A 21,537-nucleotide genomic window follows, 5' to 3' on the forward strand; every position below is an offset into this window, starting at 1 on the left:
CGTAATGCTGGCGTAATTGAGGAAATTCTTGTGGCCTTGACTCATGTATTGCAGCCGATCACTATCGGCGGCGTGACGATTCCTAACCGGGTGGTGCGCTCGGCGCATGGCACCCGTTTTGGTGGCGGCCTGATGAGCGACGACCTGATCGCCTATCATGCCTTGCGTGCCTGCGGCGGTGTCGGCCTGTCGATCCTCGAAATCATGGCGGTGCATCCCAGCAGCCCGAGTGGGCTGAATGGCTTCGACCCGCACATTGGCGAAGGCTACCAGCGTCTGCTGGAAGAGGTGCGGCCGCATGGCATGCGCCTGTTCCAGCAGATATGGCACGGCGGCCACCAAACCATGCCGCAGGATGGCACGCCACCCTGGTCGGCCTCAGACATCCCGGGCCCCCGCCTGGGCGTGGTGCCGACGCCGATGAGCCAGACCATGATCGACGAGATCGTCGCATCCTACGCCCGCACCGCGCGCATGTGCCAGGACATGGGCCTGGATGGAGTCGAGATTCACGCCGCCCACGGCTACCTGATCCATCAGTTCCTGTCGCCGGCAACCAATATCCGTGAGGATGGCTATGGCGGCGATTTCGATCACCGCGTGCGCTTCCTGCTTGAGGTGATGACGGCGGTGCGTGATGCCGTGCGCCGCGACAATTTCGCGGTCGGCGTGCGCCTGGCGCCGGACATGAGCGCCGGCGGCTGGAATGAAGTGGATGTGCTGCGCGCCGCGCAGCTGCTCGAGGCGCGCGGGCTGGTTGATTTCGTCAATGTATCGCAGGGCAGTTACCATGCCTTCGACAAGATGATCGGTGGCATGCACGAACCCAGCGGTTACGAGTTGCCGCTGAGTCGCAGCGTCACGCGCGCGCTCTCGGTGCCGCGCATCGTCGTCGGCCGCATCCGGACGCTGGAGGAAGCGGACCAGATCATCCGTGATGGCGATGCCGACCTGGTGGCAATGACCCGTGCCACTATTGCCGACCCTATGCTGGTTCGCAAGACCGTGGAGGGCAAGGTCGACCAGGTACGTCCCTGCATTGGCTGCAACCAGGGCTGTGTCGGCAACCTCCTTACTGTCGGCCGCATGGGGTGCGTGGTGAACCCGGCAGTCGGTCATGAGCGGCGCTTCGGCGAGCATCTGCTGCAGCCTGCCGCTGCAGCGCGACACGTCGTGGTGATCGGCGGCGGTCCAGCGGGCATGGAAGCGGCGCGTGTCGCCGCCTTGCGGGGCCACCGTGTCACCCTGTGCGAGGCGCAACCGCAACTTGGCGGCGCCCTGCAACTGGCGGCGCGCGGGCCAAGCCGGCATGGGCTGCTGGATCTCACCGTCTGGCTGGAACAGGAAATTTACCGTCTCGGCGTGACGGTTCAATTAAGTACTTACGCTGACGCCGCCGATGTGCTGGCCATGCGTCCCGATGCCGTGATCGTTGCCACCGGCTCCATGCCCCGCATGGACGGCGTGCAAATGTCTCATCCGGGCGCGCCTGCACAGGGCATGGATCTGCCGCATGTGAGATCGAGCTGGGATGTGTTCAGTGATCCGAAAGTCGTGGCAACGGCCAGGACGGCCGTGGTTGTCGATGACCTCGGCCACTATGAGGCAATTGCCGTAGCCGAATATCTGGTCACGCACGGTATCAAGGTGCACTACGTGTCGCGCCATGTGGCGTTCGCACCGTTGGCTGAGCCCGCGCTGATGACGGAACCCGCCTTGCGACGCCTTGGCCAGAAAAACTTCCAGCTGCACCTGCGCAACCGCGTCACGCGGGTGACGGCTACCTCGGTGAGCATCAGTCCTACCTGGCTGCCGGACAGCGCTGTGAACGTCGATTTGCCGGCGGATCTGGTGGTCTTTGTATCTGCCAACTGGTGTGTGCGCGATCTCTATGATGCGCTGCACGGACGATTGCCATTGGTCGAGTTGGCCGGCGATGCGAAGTCGCCGCGCCAGTTGCAGCAGGCCATGCTGGAGGGGCACCGGGCGGGTGCTGCCGTATAGCCATGGCTTGATTTCTGCAGTTGCAAATCAAGCAGGATTGCCTGATCTTGTATGTGAAAGGGATTCACAACTAAAACATCAAGTTCAGCGATGCTTTGATGGCATGCGTGTCACAATCGCCCTTGCAGACTGATTGTTAGTGCACTTGTCGATAGGAAAATTGATAATATGCTGATTTTCCGGGAAGATTCCGGTTTTCCGCCAATCGGACCTTGAGGGCATTTGCAAATGAGTAATGAACTGTCGACCGCCATTCAGGAACTTGCCCCCGATGGTTTGTCGCCGCGTCCGGGCAGCCCGCAAGAGCAGAAAAGCTCGAAAACCCGCGAAACCATCCTGGAGGCTGCGCTCGACTGCCTGGCCGAGCATGGCTATGCCAATACCACCCATAACCTGGTCTGTCAGCAGGCCAAGGTTTCGCGCGGCGCCTTGCTGCATCACTATCCCACCAGCCAGGATCTGATGGTCGCGGTCATCGATTATGCCTTCTACAAGCATATGACCACCTTCAGCCAGATGGTTGGCTCGCTTAGCGATGAGAGCCGCCGCAACCGCAACACGGCCATTGCCATTGATTGGCAGCAGTGCCAGAGCCGCGAGATGCAGGTGTATCTCGAAATGAAGGTCGCGGCGCGGACCAACAGCGAACTGCGCGCCATTTTTCTGCCCCGCGCGCGGCATCACGATCTGGTCTGGAAGGAGGAGCTGCTCAAGGTCTTCCCCGAGTGGCGCGACAACATGCCCAAGCTGGACCTGACCCGCCGCCTCACCCGGGCCATCCTTGAAGGCTTGAGCATGAGTCGTGAACTTTCGCGGGACAGCGAAGCCGAATGGGCCCTGATAACCTTCACCGCAGAGATGGTGCTCAAGATCCGCCAGGGCGAACTGGACTTTCCTCCGCCTGAACGCGTCGAAGCGTTCAAGCAAGCAGTCTCGGCCAACGTCAAGAGGCCGCGCAGCACCGCCAGCAAGCCTGCCCGGCGTCCGCACAAGAACGCAGGCGACTGAAGCATCTGCCGGTAATTCCGCGCCCCTCGAAATATTGAATGAATGTAATTTATTGGCCCAGTTCGCTGGGTCAAGTTGTCCTGTTCCCGGCTTCCGCGTACTTTATTGATGCTGCGTGCACTTTGTGCTGCCTCAAATTCGGCCGACCAAACCTTCCCTGAAATGAGATTGTGCGGGCTTCCTATTTCCTGCATAATATAAACAAACAAGGTGAACGGTTTTTAATTTATGCGCCACCCATTTCATATAGAGAAGGTTCCGTTATGTCCCATCGCTTGTCCCCGCTTTTGCAGCCGCGCTCGATTGCCATGATTGGCGCAAGCAACAATCCGGCACGCATCGGCGGCATGCCCCTCGACTTGCTCAAGCAATTTGGCTTCGAAGGGCAGGTCTATCCGATCAATCCGAAGTATGAAGAAGTGTTCGGCTATCGCTGTTACGCCGATATCGAATCCCTGCCGGAGGCGCCGGACCTGGTGGTCCTGGCCATCGGCGCCGCCGACGTCACCAGCATGCTGCGGCGCTGTCACGCGCGCGGCGTCAAGGCGGCCATCGTTTATGCGGCCGGTTTTGCTGAAATGGGCGGCGAAGGGGTCGCCTTGCAGGACGAGCTGGAACGCTTTGCCGAAGAGAGCGGCATGGTGGTGGCGGGGCCCAACTGCATGGGCTTTGCCAACCTCAATTCGAAAGCCTTCACCGCATTTGCCACGGTATTCAAGAACGTGCCGCCGCAAACCGGCATCGGCCGCGCCAGCCTGGTGACGCAAAGCGGCAATGTCTGCTCGACGGTGTTTGCGTTGATGCGCCAGTTGGGCATCGAGATCAGCCACTTTATCAATACCGGCAACGAGGCTTGCGTCGAATTTTCCGAGTACCTGGAGTTCCTGGCGCAAGACGAGCAGACCGATTGCGTGATCGGTTATGTCGAGCAGCTGCGCAATGGCCCGCGTTTCATCGAGTCCGCGCTGGCATTTGCAGAGGCCTGCAAGCCGCTGATCCTGTACAAGGCGGGCCAGACCGAGAAGGGCTCCGAGGCGGTGCGCTCGCACACCTCTGCACTGGCGGGCAACATGGCGCTGTATGAAGCAGCATTCCGTCAGTTGAACGTCATCCAGGCCCAGGACTTTACGCAGATGGCCGATATCGCACTGCTCTCCGGCTTCCGTCAGCGCACCGGCGGCAAGCGCATGGCGATCGTGACCTTGTCGGGCGCGCTCGGCGCGATCCTGGCCGACAAGTTCATCGGCGCCGGGCTGGATGTGCCCACCTTGCCGACTGATGTGCAGCAGGCGCTGCGCGATGGCATTCCCGATTACGGCATGGTCTCCAACCCGATCGACGTGACCGGCAATATCGTCAACAACCCGGATTTCGTGCGTTCGGTCTTTAGCGTGCTGGCCAAGACCGACGCCATCGATACCGTCGTCATCTATGCCAACGGTTCGCTGCTCGACCGCATGGCCGAGCCGCTGATGGAAATCTGCGCGGCGTACCCGCGCCTGTTCGTTGCCATCGACACCGGCAAGGCCAAGTGCCGCGAGCAATTGGTCGCTGCCGGCATCCCGGTGTTCACCGACATCGGACGTGCCGCCGCGGCGCTGGCGCCATACTGCCACTGGCTCGACGGTCGCGCTGGCGTGGCGTACTGGGCGCAATTGCGCCGTCAGTCGCAGGGTGCGCATGTCGAGCGCACGATTGCCGGTCTTGACGAGTACCAGACCAAGTGCCTGCTGGCTGAATTCGGCGTGCCGCCTGTGGCGGAAACGCCGGCCGCCGATGCCGACGCGGCCGTGGAAGCTGCCGGCCGCATTGGTTATCCGGTGGTGCTCAAAGTGCTCAGCGCCGATATCGCCCACAAGACCGAGGCTGGTGGTGTGCGCCTGAGCCTGCAGAATGAAGCCCAGGTTCGCACGGCTTTCCACGAGATTATCGAGTCGGCGCGCAAGTATGACCCGCAAGCCCGTATCCAGGGTGTGCTGGTGCAGGCCATGTCGAAAGGCATCGCCGAACTGATTGCCGGCGTGACCCATGATCCGGTATTCGGCGGTGCGCTCACGGTCGGCCTCGGCGGCGTGCTGACCGAGCTTTACCGTGACGTCAGCCATCGCATCCTGCCGGTCGATGAAGTCATGGTCGGCGAAATGCTGCGCAGCCTGAAGGCTTATCCTCTGCTCGATGGCTTCCGTGGCCGCGCGAAAGCGGACGTTGATGCGGCCGGCAAGGCGGTGGCGGCACTTTCCCGCGCGTCTTTGGCATTGGGCGAAAATGCTCAGGAAATTGAGATCAATCCCCTGCAGGTCAAGGAAGCTGGCGCCGGTGCCGTGGCCATCGACGCGCTGCTGCTGACCCGCTGAAACACACGGACACGCGGGACTTTCCCGCCTTTATTTCTGGAGTTGACTGTGCTGCTGTCACTAACTGAATTGCAGGAAATGATCGAGTCAAGCGTGCTCGAATTCCTCACCCACGAGTATGACTTCCTCAAACGCGCCAACAGCCTGCATGCGCCGCATGCCATCGCGCAGCCGATCTGGCAGGGGTTTGCGGACATGGGCTGGCTGGGCTTGCCGCTGTCGGAGGCCGATGGCGGCATCGATGGTCATGCCATGGAGTCCGGCCTGTTGATGCGGGCGTTTGGCCGCCACCTGGTGGTCGAGCCGTATCTGAGCAGCGTCCTGCTCGGCACGCGCTTGCTGGCTGAATTCGGCAGCGCCAAACAGCGCGAATCCTGGCTGCCATCCCTGCTCGATGGCACGCGTCGCCTGGTGCTGGCGCACGAGGAATTCGGCAATAGCGACCCGTGGGCGCCGCGGGCGACGCGCGCGCGCGAAGAGGCGGGCGGTTTTATCCTCAACGGCAAGAAATCGCTGGTCGCCGGCGCGCCGGGGGCGAGCGCGGTGCTGCTGTCGGCGCAGCTGGACGGCGGCGCACATGCGTTGTTCGTCTTGCCGCTCGATACACCGGGCCTGAGCGTCACCGAACGCCGCACCCTCGACAGCGGCCGTGCGGCCGATCTGACACTCGAGGGCGTTCAGGTGGCGGCTGCCGCCAAGCTCGGCGACGCGGGAGATGTCACGCCCGTGCTGGAAAGGATTCTTGCCGAAGCCATTGTCAACCTGTGCTGGGAAGCCAGCGGCGCCATGCAGGCGGCGCTCGAGCAGACCGCTGCTTACACCAAGGAGCGCATGCAGTTCGGCCAGTCGATCAGCAAGTTCCAGGTAGTGCAGCACCGCCTGGCGGAAATGGCCGTGGGCTGCGAAGAGGCGCTTTCGGCCTGCCAACTGGCGGCATTGCGCATCGACAGCGATCCGGCCTCGGCACGGGCGATGGCGGCCATGGCCAAGTCCAAGGTCGGGCGCGGCGCGCTTCTGGTGGCCAAGGAAGCCGTGCAGCTGCATGGTGCCATGGGTGTCTCGGAAGAACTGGCGATTGCCAGCTATTTCCGCAAACTGCAGGGTTTCTCCCAGCAGTTTGGCGGCGCCGCCTGGTTCGCCGAGCGCTATGGCGAGCACATGCTTGACAGTAATGAGTACCGTGCCAGCCGCACCTTGCTCACGCAGAAAGGAATCCAACATGCATCTTGAATTAAGCCCGGCAGAGCAGGCCTTCCGCGACGAAGTGCGGGCCTTTCTGCGCGATAACCTGACGGCGGAACTCCAGCGCGGGCAGCGATATACCACCGGCGTGTATCCCGAGCCGGAAGTTTCCGGTCCATGGCAACAGGCGCTGCAGCGCAAGGGATGGCTGGTGCCGATGTGGCCGAAAGAGTGGGGCGGCACCGGCTGGAACGCGGTGGAACGCTTCATTTTCGAATCCGAGTGTTCGCTCGCCGGCGCGCCGCTGGTGCATCCGATGGGCGTGCGCCTGGTGGGGCCGGTGATTTTGCGCTTCGGCACCGAAGAGCAGAAACGCCATTACCTGCCACGCATTCTTAACAGCGAAGATTACTGGTGCCAGGGCTTTTCCGAGCCGGGCGCCGGCTCCGATCTGGCCTCGCTCAAGATGATGGCGGTGCCTGATGGCGACGACTACATACTCAACGGTTCGAAAATCTGGACCACTCACGCCCATCATTCCAACATGATGTTCGCGCTGGTGCGTACCAGTACCGAGGGCAAGCGGCAGGAAGGCATCAGCTTTGTGCTGATCGACATGAAGACCCCGGGCATCGAGGTCCACAAGATTGACACGATCGGCGGCGATTACGACGTCAACCAGGTGTTCTTTACCGATGTGCGGGTGCCGCAGGCGAACCGCGTCGGCGCCGAGAATGCTGGCTGGGATTGCGCCAAGTATCTGCTGGAGTTCGAACGCGGCGGCGGCATTTTCAGCGGCCGTCTGCGCTCGCAGTTGAAGCGTGTCGGCGACGCCATCGAGCAATTGAAGGCGAGTAGCGTCAATGTGCGCGCGGATGCGCGCCTGGTCGCCCGTTTCGGCGAAGTGTGCGCCGATCTTGACGTCTTCGAAATGCTGGAACTGCGCATCATGGGCGCTTTGCAGCCGGGCCAGAATCCTGGCGCGATCTCGTCGATTCTCAAGCTGCGCGCCAGCCGCATGAAGCAGGCCGTCGCCGAACTGGGCGTGGAAGTGCTGGGCACCGAAGCCTTGCATTGGAGTAACGGCGCAGACGATGGCGACAGTCTGCTGCCTCTGCTGGTGCCGGACTATCTCAATAGCCGCGCATTCACGATTTTCGGCGGCGCATCCGAAGTGCAGCTAACCATCATCGCCAAGTCTGTGGTCGGCGTTTGATTTTTCAAAATTACATAAGGAGACAAGGAATGGGTAAGTTGACTGGAAAGCGGGCGCTTGTGCTGGGCGCTGCCGCAAAAGATAACATGTCGCAGAGTATCGCCCGGCGTTTTGCCGCCGAGGGCGCGCAAGTCATGGTGGCCGGCCGCAAAATGGACGAGCTGGAGCGCTTCGCTGCCGAGATCGGCGGTCATGCATGCTATTGTGACATCACCAAACGCGAAGATAACCAGGCGCTCGCGCAGGCGGCGGTCGAGAAGCTGGGCGGCATCGATATCGCGGTCAACGGCACCGGCTGGGGATTGCTCAAGCCTTTCGAGCTGACCACCGAGGAAGAGCTGCGGCACATGACCGACCTGCAGTTCGTCGGCCCGTTTTTCTTTTTCCAGGCAGTTGTTCCGAAGATGTCGCAGGGCGGCTCGCTGATCCAGATCTCGTCGGCGACAGCCACCATCATGCTGGAAAATCATGCTGCCTACATGGGCACCAAGGCAGGCTTTGACCACGTGATCCGCTGCCTGGCCAACGAATACGGCGCGCAGGGAGTGCGCGCCAACTCGATTTCCCCTGGCCTGACCGAGTCGCCGATGACTGCCGGCGCCAAGGCCATTCCGGGTATCTTCGAAACCTATCAAAGCCGCTATCCGCTCGGGCGTATCGGCACCCAGGACGATATTGCGGCGGCAGCCGTCTGGCTGGCCAGCGATGAATGCTTCATGTCTGGCCAGAACCTGCAAATCAATGGCGGACTGACCCTGCGTGGCAATCCGACTGGCGCCGAGCTCGATGCCGCGGCAATCAAGGCCACCGGCAAGCCGCGCCCGCGCCCCTGGGAGAAGTAAGGCGCCCAGCCGATGGCAATCGCCGGATTTCTATTGTAGTATGCGATATTAAATGCAGGTTAGCCGGTTTTTAAATATCAAAGGCAAGCCCGTCCGGTAGCGGGCCGTCTTGTGCCAAGAACGATTGGAGACAAAAAATGAACGATAAAGTCGATCTGAAGCGTCGCGGTCTGCTCAATAGCGGTATCGCGGGGGTCGCGGCCCTTGGTGTCATGGGCGTGAGCTCGGCCGCAGAGAAATCCGGAGCCCCGGCAATCCGCTGGGACTTGCAGACCGATATCATCTGTGTCGGCAGCGGCGCGGCGGCTTGTTCGGCGGCAGTGAATTCAGTCGATCTGGGCAACAAAGTGATCCTGCTGGAAAAGGCGCCCATCTTTGGCGGCACGACCCGCCGCTCGGGCGGTGTGGCATGGATCCCCAACAACTTCAGCCTGAAAGCACAGGGGATTGACGACGCCGAGGCCGATTGCCTGCGCTACATGGCGCGCTATTCCTATTCCGACCGCTATCGCAGCGACAGCCCTACGCTGGGACTGGAACAATTCGAGTTCGATCTGTTGCAGGCCTATTACCGCAATGGCGGGCCGGCTGTTGCGCGCCTGAACGAAATTGGCGCGGCGAACCTGATTCGCTTCGAACTGCCAGGCGGCGTTGGCCCTTCGCCGGATTATGCGGCCACGCTTCCCGAGAACAAGGTGCCGAAGGGGCGCGCCGTCTGGCCGGATCCGAAAGTCACCGGCGGGCGCGGCTCTTCGCTGGTCGATAATATGATTGCATGGCTGGAAAAGCGCGGCGTCAAGGTGCTGACTGAACATCAGGTCGTCAAGCTGGTGCAGCAGGATGGCCGTGTGGTCGGCGTCGAAGCCAAAACCGGCAACAAGACACTGCGCATTCGCGCACGCAAGGGCGTCATCTTCGGCTCGGGCGGTTTTGTCCACAATCCGGAACTGACGCATCGTCATACTGAGCCTGTGTACGGTTCCTGCGCTGCCGCCGGTGCTACCGGCGACTTGATCGGCATGGCCACTGCCGTCGGCGCGCGCATGGGCAATCTCGGCACCGCATGGCGCACCCAGGTGTTGCTGGAAGAAGCCCTCCAGAATCCTGTCGTCGGCGCCGCGATCAACATCCCGCCAGGCGATGCCATGATCCTGGTGAACAAGCACGGTCGCCGCGTCGTCAACGAAAAGCGCAATTACAACGACCGCACGCGTGTGCATTTTGTCTGGGATCCGACCAAGGACGAATATCCCAATCAATTCCTGTTCATGCTGTTCGATCAGCGCGGCATCGATGTGTACGGCGGCAGCTATCCGTTCCCGCGGGATGTGCGCGAGTCGCCCTATCTCATTAGCGGCGCAAGCTTCGCCGAGCTGGCTGCGAATATTCAGGCACGCCTGGAAAAACTGCGCGGCAAGATCGGCGATGTCCGCCTGGCCGGCGACTTCACGCGGCAGATCGACGAAACGGTGCAACGCTTCAGCCGCGATGCCGCGCAAGGCCGCGACGAAGAATTCCATCGCGGCCGGGATGCCGCAGAAACCGACTGGCTGGCCTATTTCTCGCGGCCGCGGGCAGGGCAGGAAGCCCAGGTGCAGGGCATGCTCAATCGCACCTTGTATCCATTCGCCAAGCAGGGGCCATACTATGCCATGATCCTTGCTCCCGGTGCGCTCGATACCAACGGCGGCCCGCAGATCAATGCCAGGGCGCAGATTCTGGGCGGCGATGGCCAGCCGATCCCGGGGCTGTTTGGCGCCGGCAACTGTATCGCCAGCCCGACGCGCGCCGCCTATTTCGGCGCCGGCGGCACTATCGGACCGGCCCTGACCTTCGGCTATATCGCTGCCCATACGGCCAATGGCGCCAAGCTGACCCGTTGAAGACCATGAAGGAGTTACACGCCATGCGCATGTCCAGGATCTGCTCGGCACTGCTGCTGAGCCTGTTCGCCAGCAGCTGCCTGGCCCAGGCCGTCAGTTTCAAGAAAAACGTGCTGCCGGTGTTCCAGCGCAATTGCCTCGCCTGCCATGTGACCGGGGAGGAGCAGGGCGGCCTCGGCCTGATGCCGAAGCTGGCATACAAGAGCCTGGTCGGCAAGCCCTCGCTGCAGAGCGGTCTGCCGCGGGTGGCGCCGCGTGAGCCCGAGCGCAGCTACCTGTTGCACAAGCTGCGTGGCACGCATCTGGATCAGGGCGGCTCTGGCGCGCGCATGCCGCTGGGCCTGCAGCCATTGGGCGATGAAGAGATGGCGCAGATCGTTGCCTGGATCGCCGCCGGCGCGCCAAACAACTAAGTACCGAAACAAGGTGGTTTGAATGAATGATATGAATGTCCGGGGAATGATCCCGACCATCAGCAGGATCAGGCAAGACGGCGCCTATGCCTGGTATGTCGTGTACCTGCTTACCTTTGCCTACACAGTCGCATTCATCGACCGCCAGGTGCTCAACCTGCTGGTTGATCCGATCAAGCGCGACATGCTGCTGACCGATGTGCAGATCAGCCTGCTGCAGGGATTTTCCTTCATGGCAGCCTATGTGATTTTCGGCCCGCTTTTCGGACGCTGGGTCGATACCGGCAACCGCCGCAACGTGCTGGTGCTGGGCGTGACGCTGTGGAGCTGTTTCACTGTGCTCTGCGGCCTGTCGCAGGAATACTGGCACCTGTTTCTGGCGCGCGCCGGCGTCGGCGCGGCTGAAGCATGCCTGGCGCCTGCCGGATTTTCGCTCATCGCCGACTATTTCAGCCGCAAGCGCCTGCCGCGAGCAATGAGCATCTTCATGCTCGGGCCATCGCTCGGCGCCGGTCTTGCGCTGATCGCCGGCGGCCTGGTGATCAGCTCGGCGAAATCGCTGGGCGAGATGTTTCCGCTGCTGGCCTCCCTGAAGACCTGGCAGCTGACCTTCGTGATGGTAGGCTTGCCAGGACTGCTGCTGGCGGCGATCTTGCTGACCGTGCGCGAGCCGGAGCGCAGCTCGATGAAGAGCGCGTCCACGAGCGACGAGCATTTCACCCTGCAAGAAACCCTGGCATTTTTCTGGAAGAACCGGGCCTTCTACCTGGGCTATTTCGTCGGCCTGTCGTTGCTGGCGATCGTGGTGTATGGCTTGCCCACCTGGATGCCTGCCTACCTGATGCGTCATTTCGGCGCCGATCCGGCCTCCGTCGGATTGCGCTATGGCGCGCAGGTGCTGATCATCGGCGCCATCGGCATCTATTCCGGCCCCTGGTTCGAGCGCTGGCTGTTGGCGCGCGGCTACCATGACGCGCCGGTGCGCTGGCCGATGCTATGCGCGGTCATCGTTGGCCTGCTCTGCATCGCGCTGCCGTTTGCCGGCAGCGTCGGATCGACGCTCGCCATCGCCGGATTGATCAACCTGTTCTACGCATTGCCGTACGCGGTGGCAGGGGCGGCGTTGCAGATCTCCACGCCAAATCGCATGCGTGGCATTGCCGTATCGATCTACTATTTCCTGGTTTCTGTGTTTGGCCTGGGTATTGCTCCCAGCGTCATTGCCTTCGTCACCGAACATATCCTGGGCGATCCGGCGAAGGTCGGCATTTCACTGGCCATCGTCTGCTGCGTCAGCGCGTTCGCATCCGCATGGTGTTTGCGTGGCGCCATGAAGCATTATCGGGAAGCGGAAAACTGATCGCTTTCAAAAAACTGATTCTACCTGGAAGAGGCTGACATGAGCATGACTAACAAGGGGCCGCGCATCGGCATCATCGGCGCCGGCGCCATCGGCGGCTTCTACGGCATGATGCTGGCGCGCGCCGGCTTCGACGTGCATTTTCTGTTCCGCAGCGAATACGAGGCTGTGGTTGCCGACGGCCTGCTGCTGAAAAGCGCCACGCTTGGCGACACCCATCTCAAGCCGGTCAATGCCTATCGCAATGCGGCCGACATGCCCCCCTGCGACTGGCTGCTGGTGGCGGCAAAGACCACCAGCAATGCCGCGCTGGCGCCGGTCATCGCGCAAGCGGCGGCGCCCGGCGCCAAGGTGCTGTTGCTGCAGAACGGCCTGGCAGTCGAGGATGAAATGCGGGTGCTGCTGCCGGATTCGCTGCATCTGCTGGGCGGACTTTGCATCGTCTCCGTGCACCGGGAAGGTCCGGGCGTGATCGAACATTATGCCTATGGCAGTGTCAATATCGGTTACCACTCCGGCCCGGCGCAGGCAGAAGACGGCGGGCGGGCAATCCTCGAGGAGGCTGGCGCGCTGTTTCGCAAGGCAGGACTGGATGCTCCGGCGATGGACGATCTGGCGCAGGCGCGCTGGCAGAAGCTGGTGATGAACATCCCCTTCAATGGACTCTCGGTGTTGCTCGACTGCGGTTCCCTGCCGCTGATGACGCACCCGCGCACCCGCACTCTGGTGCGGGAATTGATGGAAGAGGTCATTGCCGGCGCCGCGGCCTGCGGCCATCTACTGCCAGATGGCTATATCGATGTGGCCTGGGCGGCGACCGACGGCAAGCCTGACTTCAAGCCCAGCATGCTGCTCGATTACCGGGAGCAGCGGCCGCTGGAACTGGGCGCCATCTATGCTGCGCCGCTGGCGGCGGCAGCCAAAGCCGGCAGGCCGATGCACAAGGTCGAAATGCTCTATCAGACCCTGTGCTTCCTGGATGAGCGTAACCGGCGCTAGCCCGAATGTTTCATGAGCCGGCGAAAGCCGCTCATGACGAAGAAGATGACAATGCCGTGCGTTGCCGGGAGCGTCTGAGACCCTGTTTTCGGGTGTGCGGCACTGCTCAGGACGCAATTTCCCCTACCCCCATTGATTTATAGCGTGCCGGGGACAGCACTACGGGCGGTTACGTGGCCAGGGCGTGAGCGGCATGCAGAAAGACTTGCATGAGCGGATGCTGCGATGTCAGCAGCATGCGCACGCGCCGGGTAATGCGCACGATGGTCGACCTGCCGCAACTGCCCAAGAGCGTGCATCTGGCCTCTGCATGAGGGGACGTGAGCTGCGTATTGCGTGTGGATTCATGGTCCAAAGACACCTGGTTCGTTCGTGATGACGTTGGCACCTGATATCAACGCAGCTCAAATCAAACCCAAAGCCTTCTTGATGAAGCTCAGTTGACGATGCGGCGGCCACTCTTGTAAATCGAACACGGCCTGGATCGCAATGCCATTGATGAGGGCGACACAGTGATGGGCGAGAAAGTCGCAGTCGACGCTAGCAGGCAGCAGGCCTTGACGGGCCTGCTCCTTGAAAATACGTTGAAACAGGTCTTGAGCACCACGCAGCCCCCGTCTTTGCGCCATCGCCAACTCCTGATCGGTGATCGCCATTCCCCAGAACGCGAACCAGAGCAGCCACTCGTGCTGCTGTTCTTCATCGATGGGCAAGAACGCCTTGAGGCAGGCGTCAAGGTCAAGAGACGAGCGGGCGAGTTGGGCTTCTAGTCGCGCCTGTGCCTGCTCTACGGTGGATATGTACGTGTGCAGCAGCATCTGGCGCTTATTGGAAAAGTAGTGGTTGACGACGCCGGTGCTGTAGCCCGTTGCTTCTGCGACCCGGGCGATGGTAAGTGCTTCAATGCCTTCGCTGGCAACGATAGCGCGGGCTGCCTTGGCCAGTTCGGCGCGGCGTTGGTCATGATCGACGATGCGGGGCATGAAATCTCTTTAAATTGATTGTGAGGCCGCGCAGAAGTTTGCTAGCCCGAATAGTTGCTAAATTGTACCAATGAGCTGATCGAGTCAGGGAAGGTCGGACGCCGCGTGATCGAGGCGGCATTCGACGGCGGAGGCATCGTCAGCGACGGCGGGGTGTTTCAGCCGTTGGTCGCACCGAGGATCAGGCATCGGCACCAACTTTGAGCTGGCTCATGAAATTTTACTCGAACTAGATTGACTGCGGCAATTATTTATATATACTGATCGATATAAATAAAACCCCCAATGTAAGAGGAGACTCATGCTGAACAAGAATCGCATTCCGGCGACCGAATTCGAGGTTGCCCGCTGTCCGTCCCTGAGCGTGCAAGACATCATCCGCAACGATGGCGATCAGGCCCCGGCAATGGCTCAGGAGCATTATCGCTTTCTCGGTAACGAGGACATCCCCTTCGAGCGCTACACATCCCGCGACTTCTACGAACTGGAGATGAAGTCTCTGTGGACCAAGACGTGGCAATGGGCCTGTCGCGAGGAGCATATTCCCATGCCTGGCGATTACTACGTATATGACATTGGGCAGTACTCGGTTCTTGTGGTGCGCACCCAGAGCGGCGACGTTCGGGGATATATCAATTCCTGTCTTCACCGGGGCACCAAGCTGAAACCGTCAGCAACCGAGGGCCACACTAAAGAGCTGCGCTGTCCATTTCATGGCTGGTCCTGGGATCTGGACGGCAATCTTAAGCACCTTCCGTGCGAGTGGGATTTCAAATACATCGACCAGAGCCAGCATCAGCTTCCGCAAGTGAAGGTGGGAATCTGGGGTGGGTTCGTGTTCATCAACCTTGACCCCGATGCGATGCCGCTGGAGGAGTACCTCGATGTATTGCCGGAGCATGCCCGCAGTACCGCGCTGGAAGACCGCTATGTCGCGGCCCACATTGAAAAGGAGCTGCCCTGCAATTGGAAGATTGCCTCGGAGGCATTCCTGGAGTCCTATCATGTTCTGGAGACGCATCCCCAGATGATGCCCGCCAATGGCGACATCAACTCGCAGTACGATATTTTTGGCGACCACGTTAATCGGGTTTACGTGGCGAACGGCGTGAAGAGCCCCAATATCACCCGCGACGTCAGCGAGCAGGAGCTCCTGGATGCGATGCTGGTCGGTGACGGGAGTGGTGACGGCGAGCGGTTGATGGTGCAGCCAGGCATGTCGGCGCGTCAAGTGATGGCCGATCACTTCCGCCAGAATCTGCGGGAGCATTATGGGACTGACAGCTCCGCGCTCTCCACCACCGAAGTTCTGGACACCATTGGTTACTTCGTTTTTCCCAATGGCCACTTCTTCCTCGGTTTGGCGTTTCCGATTGCCTATCGCTTCCGTCCTCTGGGGGACGACCACCAGAAGTGCCTGTTTGATGTTCTGGTCCTTCAGCCGCTGAAGAAGGGCGAATCTCGTCCGGAGCCCGCAGTGCCGGTGCGGCTCAAGGTCGAGGAGTCCTATACCCAGGCACCTGGTCTGAGTGCCCAGGTCGGCCACATACTGGATCAGGATACCAACAACATGCGGTATCAGCAGGAAGGGATGGCCACCAGTCGGAAGGCCAAGGCGTCCCTGGCAACCTATCAGGAAGTCCGAATTCGTCACATCCACCAGGTGATCGATAAGTATCTGGGAATGCAGGGTTAAAAAACAGACCGAATTGGAGAGATGGCATATGGACAAGAAATTCGATGAGCGTGTAACCATCATTGCCCGCAACGGTAGCACCTGGACCGAGCCCGCAGTCATGGATGGTGGCACCAGCGAAATGCTACGGGGTGATGTGATTTCCGGAGACCGGTACTGGTCGCGCGAATTCATGCAAAAGGAGTGGGACCACATGTGGTCCCGGGTTTGGCATATCGGCGCGCGCGTGGCCGAGCTGATGGAGCCCGGTGACTATGTCGTGCATAACTTCATGCAGGAGTCCGTGCTGCTTGTGCGTCAGGACGACGACAGCATCCGGGCCTTCTACAACGTCTGCCCCCATCGCGGCAACCGGCTGGTCTGGGGCGATGCAGGAGGCATGAAAAAATTCTCCTGTGCCTACCACGGTTGGGAGTTTAGCAAGAATGGACAACTTCAGCATGCACCCGATCCGGAGAACTTCCGCAAGGGCAGTCCCTGCGGCAAAGTCACTTTGGTCGAACTGAAATGTGAAGTTTGGGGCGGATTCGTCTGGTACAACATGGATCCGGAAGCCAAGTCCTTGCTGGAGTATCTGGACCCGCTGCCGAAGCATTTCGCCAATCGCGAACTCGACAAAATGAAGCGCATCGTCTGGCGCAAGGTCGATGTCAATTGCAACTGGAAGTTCGCCTCGGACAACTTCAACGAGTCCTATCACGTCCGCATCGTGCATCCGACTATGGGCGTCTACGTCGTGGAGGATTACAGTGGGCACACCTTCGAGATGTATGCCAACGGCCATAACCGCGCATTGGAGCTGGGGCAGCCGTCCTCTCGTTTCATCACGCAAAACGATTATTGGGAGAGCTTGTTAAAGGCCTGGAAGCTGGATCCGGCTGTATACGCCGGGTGCGCAGCGGAGGCGCGTCTGGCCCTGCAGGCGCAGAAACGGAAATTGGGGCCAGCGCGCGGGCATGAATACATGGCGAAGCTGACCGACGACGAGCTGACGGACTTCTTCCACTACACCGCCTTCCCGAACCTGACCATCACCGGCACCCCGATGGACGGCGCAGTGCACATCTTCCGTACCGAACCTCATCCCACCGATCCGGAAAAGTGCACTTTTGAATACTGGGGGCTCTATCCGGAGATCAAGGGCGCCGAAACGATTCCGACGGTTTCCGGGCCGCGCCCATGGGAAGAAGCCGAGCCGGAAATCCTCACCTATGGCATCGACGAGGTCGGCGACTTTATCGATGAGGATCTGAGTGTGGCGGTGAACCAGCAGAAGGGCTTGCATTCCCGGGGGTATCGCGACGCCATATTGTCTGAGCAAGAAGCCCGCGTGCGCCGCTTCCATGAGGTTCTCAACGATTACATCGCCGACCGGCGTTAGGCGCCTTGGAGTTGAATATGACCACAAAATATAACGAGCAAAGTAGCTATCAGATTGTTGCAGAGCAGGAGGAAATTCCGCCAGGACAAAGCCGTAAGGTCAGCCTTGAGGGGCGGGATTTATTAATCTGCAACGCGGGCGGCACGTTTTATGCGATTGATGATCGGTGTCCCCATGCCGGCGCCTCGTTCGAAGGAGGTCGCATCCGTGGAAAATTAATAGCCTGTCCGTTGCACGGCGCCCGCTTTGATCTCTCCAACGGTAAATGCTTGGGTGGGGCCTACAAGCCGGTGTCCTGTTTTTCCGTCAAGGTTGAAGATGGCCAAGTCAGCGTGGATGCCACTCAAGAACTCGATCTATGCGCCACTGGCACCGGCGGATGAAATCTTGAGAGAAGAGGGCCTTCAATTGATACCACCGTGTTCAGGGGGCTTTAAGGCAGCATCCCCGATGCATGGGCTTGAAAGCTGCTTGGTGTGTGGCACTTGCATGGTTTTGTATAAGAAAGGGACCAAATAAATGATAGGAAAGTTATTGCAAGATAAGGTGGCAATCGTGACCGGAGCAGCGCAGGGCATGGGTGCAGCGACCGCGAGGCTTTTCGCGGAACAGGGTGCGCATGTGGTCGTCGCTGACATGAACGAGCAGGAGGGTTGTGCGGTAGTCGCTGAAATTCAATCTGCGGGCGGGACGGCCTTTTTCCACAAGGTGAATGTCTCCATCAGCAGCGAAGTGGCACGAATGGTCGAGGTGACAGTGGGACGCTTCGGGCGCCTGGACGTGGCTGTCAATAATGCTGCTGTTAGCCCGGATACAAAGCCGTTGGCCGAAATGGATGAGGCGGAATTTGACAAGGTCATTGCCGTCGACCTGAAAGGGGTGGCGCTGTGCCTTAAATATGAGTTGGCGCAATTGATACGTCAGGGGCAGGGTGGATCAATCATCAATATTGGCTCGGTTAGCTCTTTCCGCCCACAGCCGAACACCCCGGTTTATGTCGCGGCCAAGCATGGCGTAATCGGTTTGACCAAGGTGGCGGCGCTCGAGAACGGCATTCATAACATTCGGGTCAATGCGGTCGCGCCGGGTGGAATCGATACACCGATGTTGCGCAACTTCTTTGCATCTGCCGGCGCGACGCAATCGGACGAGGCTGCTTATGCTTCGGCGCTAAGTCTTCTCGGTCGCTTTGGTGAAGCGACCGAGGTGGCGCAGGCAAGTCTTTGGCTGGCATCCGATCTGGCATCGTATGTCACAGCCACGACGATCAACGTCGACGCGGGATACATTAATCGCTGAAGGGGCGTTGATCGTAAAAAACTAAACTGCATCGGCTGCAATGATGCGATTAGCCAGGGAGCGTAGTCTGACCACGGCTGCGTATCCCTGAACCACAAATTCGTTGCCAACGATATTTGTTCAATCCATAAATGAAGGAGACATGCATGAATCCAATGATGAGATATGCCCCGATTGCTTTGCTGCTGGGGTCGGCAAGCCTGGCACAGGCACAGCCAGGCGATGTGAAGCAACTTGGCAGCACCCTGACTTCCTGGGGGGCGATTGCGGCCGGCAACGCCGACGGCACGATCCCTGCCTACACGGGCGGCCTGACCACGCCGCCGGCCAATTACAACAAGGCCAATCCGGGCTGGCGCCCGGACCCGTTCCCGAACGACAAGCCGCTGGTAAAGATCGACGCCAGCAACATGGAGAAGTACAAGGACAAGCTGAGCCCGGGCACAATGGAAATGATGAAGAAGTACCCGAGCTTCTACATTGAAGTCTTCCAGACCCGTCGCACGGCGGCATTCCCCAAGAGCTTCCATGAAAACTCGATCAAGAATGCCACGCGCTGCAAGACCATCAACGAAGGCAATGGGCTGGATACTTCCACCGGCTGCGGCCATGGCATTGCCTTCCCGATTCCGAAGAACGGCATCGAAGCCATGTGGAGCCATGCCACCCGCTATCGCACTCCGGCCTACTACATCAAGAACGTAACCGGCCTGTTCGTCAAGCCGAACGGTGAAATGGTGAAGACCTACGCCGGACATGCCTATCGCGGCTGGGACTTCTACGACCCTGCCCAGCCCAATCCGGACCGCTACTATTCGTACAGCTATGAATATAACGCGCCGACCCGCCTGGCAAGCAACTCGACCGCCGTCTTTGACGATCTGAAGACCGGCGATCGCACGGGCTACGATTACAGCCCGGCGACCCGCCGCGTCCGCCTTTCTCCGGACAGCTCGGGCGATACTCCGGTGGGACCACTGGGCGGCGCCATGACCTTCGACGAAGACCAGCTTTTCGCCGGCAAGAAGGATCGCTTCGATTGGAAGCTGGTCGGCAAGCAGGAAATGTATATCCCCTACAATAACTATCGCTTCCAGTACCCCGACGCGAACGGCGAGTGCGCGGGAGACAAGCGTTTCGTTCCTTTTCACCTGAACCCGAAATGCGTACGCTGGGAACTGCACCGCGTCTGGCATATTCGTGGCACGCTAACGGAGGGGAAGCGTCATATCTTCAAGCAACGCGACATGTATGTGGATGAAGATAGCTGGGGCGATGGCATGTCCGACAACTATGACCACAACGGCAAGCTGTTCCACGTCAACCAGCAAATCGGTGCGCCGCTGTACGATGCGCCGGCTCCGGCTGCAACCGACAACATGGTGATTGACATGATCTCGGGCGTTTACGGTTGGTCGGGATCATGGGATGGTTTCTATTTGACCGAGGCCTGGCCGCGCTCCAAATTCGCGCCGGACTTACTCGTCAACAAGAAGATCGTCCTCAAGTAAGCGAAGGCTGATCGCCATGTAACCGGGCAGGGCGCCATGTGCGTCTTGCCCGGTTTTTGCGTGTCGGCGTGATGCTGGATTGGCTAGTGTGGCAAAAAAAAAGGGGGGCGCAAGGCCCCCCTTTTTCATGTCTGGTCGGCGCGGTGACGCGCGGCATCCGCCTGGTCAGGGTATGGCCAGCGCGGCATCCTTGGCCTTGATGGCCATGTTGGCAAGCCTGTCCGCACACACGAGCGCCTGGCTGAGAATGAACTGCTTGCCGGCGATGAAATCCAGTGGCGAGTTGATTGCTTCGACTGCCATCACCTGCTCGCCCCGCAGATGATAGACGGCGAATTTTGACTGCTCGGGTGCGCCGCGCACCACCTGGCGGTCGGCGTCGAACGGCAGGCCGGCGATCTGCAGCTTGATATCGTACTGGTCCGACCAGAACCACGGCACCTCGGCGGCCGGGCGTGGCTTGCCGACGATGGCGCAGGCGACCTGGCGCGCCTGTTCCAGCGCGTTCGGCACGCTCTCCAGGCGAAACATCCTGTCGCCATAGACTGGCAATGGGCGCCAGCTCAGATCGCCGATGGCGAAGATGGCAGGATCGCTGGTGCGCGCATCCTGGTCGACCATGACGCCGTTCTCGCAGTGCAGGCCGGCGGCGCGCGCCAGTTCGTCGCGTGGCAGCGCGCCGACGCCAACCACGGCGACATCGCAGGCCAGGCGTCGGTCATCCTCCAGATGCACCGCCGTCACATGGTCGTCGCCTTCGAAATGGCTGAGATTGGCGTTGCGAATGATCTGCACGCCTTGCTGCTGGTGGATGCGTTCGTAGAACGTTGCCAGCGGCTCGCTGGCAACCCGCGCCAGCAGTCGCGCTTCGCGCTCGACGACGGTAACCTCCATGCCGAGGGCGCGCGCCGAGGCCGCCACCTCCAGCCCGACATAGCCGCCGCCGACGATGGCCAGGCGGCGTCCTGGCTGCAGTGCGCTCTTGAGGCGCGCGGCATCGTCGATGCCGCGCAGCGTGAGAATATTCGCCAATCCTGCGCCGGGAATGGCAAGCTGCCGCGGCCGCGCGCCGGTGGCCAGGATCAGGAAATCGTAGGGCAGGGACTCGCCGCCGGCCAAAGTGACATGACGGGCGTTGCGATCGATTGCCGAGACAGTCTGGCCGGTGCGCACCTCGATGTCGTTTTCCTGATAAAACGCGGCGTTCCTGAGGATCAGGGATTCGGTATCGGTCGCACCCTTCAGGACCGCCTTTGACAAGGGCGGACGCTGGTAGGGGAGGTAAGGCTCGTCGCCGATGACGCACAGCGGACCGCGATGGCCCTGCTCGCGCAATTGGGCGGCCAGCGCGCCACCGGCGTGACCGGCACCGATGATGACGATCTTGGATTCTATAGACATTGGTT

The 21,537-nt window shown here is 60.5% G+C and carries 17 protein-coding genes; 15 read left to right on the top strand and 2 right to left on the bottom strand.

Annotation, left to right across the window (positions count from 1 at the left end; genetic code table 11):
* Nucleotides 1–30: 30 nt before the first annotated feature.
* The 10 genes from D3878_RS18585 to D3878_RS18630 all read left to right on the top strand — a co-directional run bounded on the left by D3878_RS18585 (nt 31) and on the right by D3878_RS18630 (nt 13,261).
* On the top strand, nt 31–2,004 hold the full coding sequence (locus tag D3878_RS18585; RefSeq protein ID WP_199688206.1) for an oxidoreductase: 1,974 nt from the start codon (nt 31–33) through the stop codon (nt 2,002–2,004).
* Nucleotides 2,005–2,232: 228 nt separating this feature from the next.
* Complete coding sequence (locus tag D3878_RS18590) at nt 2,233–3,012, top strand: TetR/AcrR family transcriptional regulator (RefSeq protein WP_119786844.1); 780 nt, start codon at nt 2,233–2,235, stop codon at nt 3,010–3,012.
* A gap of 263 nt (nt 3,013–3,275) precedes the next feature.
* Nucleotides 3,276–5,366 (top strand): acetate--CoA ligase family protein, encoded by a 2,091-nt coding sequence (locus D3878_RS18595; RefSeq protein ID WP_119786845.1) that lies wholly within the window; start codon nt 3,276–3,278, stop codon nt 5,364–5,366.
* 48 nt (nt 5,367–5,414) lie between these two features.
* Nucleotides 5,415–6,596 (top strand): acyl-CoA dehydrogenase family protein, encoded by a 1,182-nt coding sequence (locus D3878_RS18600; protein WP_119786846.1) that lies wholly within the window; start codon nt 5,415–5,417, stop codon nt 6,594–6,596.
* Nucleotides 6,586–7,764, top strand: a complete 1,179-nt coding sequence (locus D3878_RS18605) for an acyl-CoA dehydrogenase family protein (RefSeq protein WP_119786847.1) — start codon at nt 6,586–6,588, stop codon at nt 7,762–7,764. Before D3878_RS18600 ends, D3878_RS18605 begins: the two co-directional genes overlap by 11 nt.
* A gap of 29 nt (nt 7,765–7,793) precedes the next feature.
* Nucleotides 7,794–8,606: an SDR family oxidoreductase gene (locus tag D3878_RS18610; protein ID WP_119786848.1), complete on the top strand. Its 813-nt coding sequence runs from the start codon at nt 7,794–7,796 to the stop codon at nt 8,604–8,606.
* A 137-nt stretch (nt 8,607–8,743) separates the two neighbouring features.
* Nucleotides 8,744–10,489: an FAD-dependent oxidoreductase gene (locus D3878_RS18615; protein WP_119786849.1), complete on the top strand. Its 1,746-nt coding sequence runs from the start codon at nt 8,744–8,746 to the stop codon at nt 10,487–10,489.
* Between the two features lie 5 nt (nt 10,490–10,494).
* Nucleotides 10,495–10,902, top strand: coding sequence for a c-type cytochrome (locus D3878_RS18620; protein WP_147384037.1), 408 nt, complete (start codon nt 10,495–10,497; stop codon nt 10,900–10,902).
* 22 nt (nt 10,903–10,924) lie between these two features.
* Nucleotides 10,925–12,262, top strand: a complete 1,338-nt coding sequence (locus D3878_RS18625; protein WP_119786851.1) for a spinster family MFS transporter — start codon at nt 10,925–10,927, stop codon at nt 12,260–12,262.
* Nucleotides 12,263–12,301: 39 nt separating this feature from the next.
* Nucleotides 12,302–13,261 (top strand): putative 2-dehydropantoate 2-reductase, encoded by a 960-nt coding sequence (locus D3878_RS18630; protein WP_119786852.1) that lies wholly within the window; start codon nt 12,302–12,304, stop codon nt 13,259–13,261.
* A 404-nt stretch (nt 13,262–13,665) separates the two neighbouring features.
* Here the strand turns inward: D3878_RS18630 and D3878_RS18635 are convergent, their stop codons facing one another.
* Nucleotides 13,666–14,244 carry a TetR/AcrR family transcriptional regulator gene (locus D3878_RS18635; RefSeq protein WP_119786853.1) on the bottom strand — a complete coding sequence of 193 codons (579 nt, stop codon included), beginning with the start codon at nt 14,242–14,244 and terminating at the stop codon, nt 13,666–13,668.
* Between the two features lie 301 nt (nt 14,245–14,545).
* Here D3878_RS18635 and D3878_RS18640 point away from each other — a divergent pair, with 301 nt between their 5' ends.
* From D3878_RS18640 to D3878_RS18660, 5 genes are all read left to right on the top strand, one after another.
* Entirely contained in the window at nt 14,546–15,940 is a 1,395-nt protein-coding gene (locus D3878_RS18640; RefSeq protein WP_119786854.1) for an aromatic ring-hydroxylating oxygenase subunit alpha, read from the top strand.
* 28 nt (nt 15,941–15,968) lie between these two features.
* On the top strand, nt 15,969–17,321 hold the full coding sequence (locus D3878_RS18645; RefSeq protein ID WP_119786855.1) for an aromatic ring-hydroxylating oxygenase subunit alpha: 1,353 nt from the start codon (nt 15,969–15,971) through the stop codon (nt 17,319–17,321).
* A gap of 17 nt (nt 17,322–17,338) precedes the next feature.
* Entirely contained in the window at nt 17,339–17,704 is a 366-nt protein-coding gene (locus tag D3878_RS18650) for a Rieske (2Fe-2S) protein (RefSeq protein WP_119786856.1), read from the top strand.
* A gap of 151 nt (nt 17,705–17,855) precedes the next feature.
* Entirely contained in the window at nt 17,856–18,620 is a 765-nt protein-coding gene (locus D3878_RS18655) for an SDR family NAD(P)-dependent oxidoreductase (RefSeq protein ID WP_199688207.1), read from the top strand.
* A 146-nt stretch (nt 18,621–18,766) separates the two neighbouring features.
* Nucleotides 18,767–20,131 carry a DUF1329 domain-containing protein gene (locus D3878_RS18660; protein ID WP_158592323.1) on the top strand — a complete coding sequence of 455 codons (1,365 nt, stop codon included), beginning with the start codon at nt 18,767–18,769 and terminating at the stop codon, nt 20,129–20,131.
* Nucleotides 20,132–20,296: 165 nt separating this feature from the next.
* Here D3878_RS18660 and D3878_RS18665 read toward each other — a convergent pair whose 3' ends face one another.
* On the bottom strand, nt 20,297–21,532 hold the full coding sequence (locus D3878_RS18665) for an NAD(P)/FAD-dependent oxidoreductase (RefSeq protein WP_119786859.1): 1,236 nt from the start codon (nt 21,530–21,532) through the stop codon (nt 20,297–20,299).
* Nucleotides 21,533–21,537: the final 5 nt, after the last annotated feature.

This window comes from Noviherbaspirillum sedimenti (assembly GCF_003590835.1).
In the GTDB taxonomy this organism is placed as follows: Bacteria; Pseudomonadota; Gammaproteobacteria; order Burkholderiales; family Burkholderiaceae_D; genus Paucimonas; species Paucimonas sedimenti.